General features: G+C 63.3%; 2 protein-coding genes and 1 pseudogene. All 3 read left to right on the forward strand.

Annotated features, from left to right (window positions below):
• Positions 1-86, forward strand: a pseudogene (locus M0954_RS00360) (histidine phosphatase family protein); the annotation flags it as partial.
• A gap of 23 nt (positions 87-109) precedes the next feature.
• Entirely contained in the window at positions 110-1,216 is a 1,107-nt protein-coding gene (locus tag M0954_RS00365) for a phosphotransferase (RefSeq protein WP_297351032.1), read from the forward strand.
• 30 nt (positions 1,217-1,246) lie between these two features.
• Positions 1,247-2,248, forward strand: a 1,002-nt coding sequence (locus M0954_RS00370; protein ID WP_297351034.1) for an acyl-CoA dehydrogenase family protein, incomplete at its 3' end; no start/stop codon positions are given.

Below are 2,248 nucleotides of genomic sequence, written 5' to 3' on the forward strand. Positions count from 1 at the left end.
CGCCGTCGCCGCTGCATCGCGACGTGCGGAATACGACCATGGAAATGCTTTACGCCCAGTTCATCCAATACAAGCGCGAAGCGTAGCGAACACTCAACTGGAGGAGACAATGGGCGAAGCCACGAAGACGGGCGAACCGGGACACAAGGCTGATTACTCGGCGTTTGAAGGCACGCGTCCGGTCAACGAACGGCAACGTTTCGATGGCGACGCACTCGGTGCGTGGCTCGCGCAGCACGTCGACGGATTTGCCGGGCCGCTCACGGTCGAGCAGTTCGCCGGCGGCCAGTCGAATCCCACCTTCAAGCTGATCACGCCGTCGCGTACCTATGTGATGCGCGCGAAGCCAGGGCCCTCGGCGAAACTGCTGCCGTCCGCGCATGCGGTCGAACGTGAGTACCGCGTCATGCACGCGCTCGCCGGCATGGACGTGCCGGTCGCGCAGATGCTCGCGCTGTGCGAAGACGAAAGCGTGATCGGCCGCGCCTTCTATGTGATGGAGTTCGTCGAAGGCCGTGTGCTGTGGGATCAGTCGCTGCCCGGCATGACGCCCGCTGAGCGTAGCGTTATCTACGACGAGATGAACCGCGTGATCGCGGCACTGCATAGCGTCGATGTCGCCGCGGTCGGCCTCGCCGACTACGGCAAGCCCGGCAACTACTTCGCACGGCAGATCGGCCGATGGAGCAAGCAGTACCTCGCTTCCGAAACCGAGCCGATCGAAGCCATGACGCGCCTGATCGACTGGCTGCCGCAGCATATGCCGGAGGAGACCGGTGCGCGCGTCTCGATCGTGCATGGCGACTACCGGCTCGACAATCTCATCTTCCATCCGCACGAGCCGCGTGTGCTCGCCGTGCTCGACTGGGAACTGTCGACGCTCGGCGATCCGCTCGCCGACTTCGCTTATCACTGCATGGCATGGCACGTCGACCCAGCGCAGTTCCGCGGTATTGCGCGACTCGACTGGGCCGCGCTCGGCATCCCCGACGAAGCACAGTACGTGCAACGCTATTGCGAACGTACCGGCTTCGAGATTCACGGCGACTGGAATTTCTATCTGGCCTACAACATGTTCCGGATTGCCGCGATCCTGCAAGGCATCATGAAACGCGTCGTCGACGGCACCGCGGCGAGCGCACAAGCGCTCGATGCAGGCCGGCGCGCAAGGCCCATGGCGGAACTCGCCTGGCGCTACGCGCAGAAAGTGCGCTAACCGACACCCCCGTCATCCGCGAGGTCTTACATGAATTTCGATTACACCCCGAAGGTTCAGGCACTGCGCGAGAAACTGCTCGCCTTCTTCGACGAACACATTTACCCGAACGAGCGCGCCTTCTCCGCCGAGATAGCGCGCAACCGCGCCGACGGCAACGCCTGGGTGCCGACAGAACTGATCGAGCAACTGAAGCAGACAGCACGTGATGCTGGTTTATGGAATCTGTTCCTGCCCAACTCGGAACGCGGCGCGGGCCTAACGAACCTGGAATACGCGCCGCTGTGCGAAATCATGGGCCGCGTGCCCTGGGCGCCGGAGGTGTTCAACTGCAATGCGCCCGACACCGGCAATATGGAAACCATCGAGCGCTACGGCAGCCCGGACAACAAGCGCCAATGGCTCGAACCGCTGTTGCAAGGCCAGATCCGTTCCGCGTTCCTGATGACGGAGCCGGAGGTGGCCTCGTCCGACGCGACCAACATCCAGACGAGCATCGTGCGCGATGGCGATGACTATGTGATCAACGGCCACAAGTGGTGGTCGTCGGGCGCGGGCGATCCGCGCTGCAAGGTGTATATCGTGATGGGCAAGACGGATCCGGACGCACCGCGCCATCAGCAGCAATCGATGATCCTCGTCCCCTCCGACGCCACCGGTGTCACGGTGCATCGTCCGTTGACCGTGTTCGGCTATGACGATGCGCCGCACGGTCACATGGAGATCACGCTCGAGAACGTGCGCGTGCCCGCGTCGAACATGCTGCTCGGCGAAGGACGCGGCTTCGAGATCGCGCAAGGGCGGCTCGGACCGGGGCGGATTCACCATTGCATGCGGCTCATTGGCCTCGCGGAACGCGCGCTTGAGCTGATGGCGAAGCGCTCGCTGCAACGCGTCGCGTTCGGCAAGCCGGTCGCGGCGCAAGGCGTCACGCAGGAGCGCATTGCAGAGGCTCGCTGCATGATCGAACAGGCACGACTGCTAACGCTCAAAACCGCTTACATGATGGACACAGTCGGCAACAAGGGCGCG

This window comes from Paraburkholderia sp. (assembly GCF_026225065.1).
GTDB lineage: Bacteria > Pseudomonadota > Gammaproteobacteria > Burkholderiales > Burkholderiaceae > Paraburkholderia.

Bases quoted from the DNA above. Each gene is read 5' to 3' on its own strand.
- M0954_RS00365 (WP_297351032.1), top strand. From the start codon at position 110: ATGGGCGAAGCCACGAAGACGGGCGAACCGGGACACAAGGCTGATTAC.